We start from the raw sequence: 1,814 nt of genomic DNA, 5'->3' as shown, positions 1-1,814 counted from the left end.
TGTAGTTCCATTTTTGCCTCCTGGGGTTGGTATTTGTGGGGTGTTCCCCAGGAGGTTATCCCATTTCTCAAGCTTACACAAAATATCGTACACTACCTATAACTTTTCATGTATTCAAGGTCGTAAATGTTTTCAATCAGTTCCTGTAGTGTATCCCTGTCAGAAGGTTGCTTTTCTAAAACGACGTTTGGGATGAGCCAGTATCGAGGTGCGCTTTTAGCTAAAATAAAGGTTCTTCCGGATATGTATTGTTTGGCTTTTTCTAACTTTTTAAAGCATTTAAAACATACGGGGAATCCCCTTGCATGATTTCTTTTGGAGAATCCGGAAATGTAACCTATCTTGTCAAGTGTGTAGAAACGGAATGGAGATTTTTGCCCCGAGACTTCGGTAATCTCTCCGCACAATGAACATGTTGCAATTTCGTCAAATCCGAGGTCTTGAATGTATCCTTTTTTAAAGGCATTTACTATTTCGGGAATTTCTGCAGGAAATTTTCTGTCTATGGTGACGGTGAGGAGGATTTTTTCTCTGCCTTTGGGAGGAAAGTTTTTAAGGTAGTCTTCTAACGCTTTAAGAATTTCATCATAATTTTCCGGTTCCATGATTGATTCACTATATTTTTTCAACCAGTTAAATATTGACTTTAAGCAAATTATACTTTTAGAAGGTTCTTTTACATTCAGGAAAAATGTAGGGGTACAGGAGTTACACCTTCTGGAAGCACTGACTCTTTTATAGAGCAGTTTGCTTTCGTATTCAGATACATTTTCTGTATCGGTGATATTGATTAATTTGCCGTTTTTATCAAGGTTTACAATGACCAGCCTATCAGCACTTACCGATTCTGGCGTTACTTCATCAGCATTACTATCATTTTTCAACAGAATCTCTCCAAGATTATAAATTGCTTCTATCATTCAAGTCTCCAGAATAAATTTTCCTTTTTTTAAAACTAATTTTAATGTTAAGTTGTCTAAATTATTATTTTCATTGTTTTCTGGTTCTAATATGCTACCGGGGGTTATGTAAAATTTTGCATCCTTTACACGAGGGTCTCTGTTGGTAAATTCCAATTCCGGGATTAATTTTATCTCTCCTTTAAATTTTATGTTACTTTTAAATTCAAAGAAATTCCTTAAGGGTGTTTTGTCATCATACTCAAATTTTCCTTCATCATTTAAATGCCAGTTTTTAAGCTCTTCTTTTGCTTCTTTACACTCTATAATTTTTAACAAGCCGTAGCCGTATCGGGTATCTCCACCTACAAATATTTTTCCTACAAATATTTTTGGGTTATTCTTCAAAAATTCCCCCTTTTTTTTATCTTCTATTTTTATTAGACCTATCCAATATAACTGTCCTTGAAATTCTAAATTTTCTACATCTTTTAAAAACTCCTTTTTTGGTTTGGGCAGAATATACTCAAACTCATACAGTTGCTTTTCCTTCGCTGTTATTGTTAATGGATCTATTGATGTTTTGAAATCAGCATCTACGAAATAGAGTCTAAATTGCTCTTCTGAGATGTATTTTCCGTTTATTTTATAAATGAATTCTCCGTTTTTGTAAGCAGGTTCTAAGATATTATTACCGTCAAATGAAGGAAAAAAGTTTGTTATCATTTCAAACCTTTTTTGAATATTTTCTATTTCTGAAGAAGATGTCTTGTTTTTATGCAAGTAAGCGTTAACCATAGCACCCCACACAGTTTGCCGGTAGTGTACGATATTTTGTGTAAGCTTGAGAAATGGGATAACCTCCTGGGGAACACCCCACAAATACCAACCCCAGGAGGCAAAAATGGAACTACA

General features: G+C 34.6%; 2 protein-coding genes. Both read right to left on the bottom strand.

All coding sequences use genetic code 11. The annotated features are described in order from the left end of the window. Positions 1 to 92 precede the first annotated feature (92 nt). Positions 93 to 920, bottom strand: a complete 828-nt coding sequence (locus BLW93_RS08625; protein WP_076713661.1) for a TM1802 family CRISPR-associated protein — start codon at positions 918 to 920, stop codon at positions 93 to 95. Then, entirely contained in the window at positions 921 to 1,625 is a 705-nt protein-coding gene (locus tag BLW93_RS08620; RefSeq protein WP_144444042.1) for a hypothetical protein, read from the bottom strand. Between the last annotated feature and the right edge of the window lie 189 nt (positions 1,626 to 1,814).

The sequence above is a fragment of the Desulfurobacterium indicum genome (assembly GCF_001968985.1).
GTDB lineage: Bacteria > Aquificota > Aquificia > Desulfurobacteriales > Desulfurobacteriaceae > Desulfurobacterium_A > Desulfurobacterium_A indicum.
The sequence above is the reverse complement of the archived record's forward strand: the minus strand, read 5'-3'. Positions and strand labels throughout refer to the sequence as shown.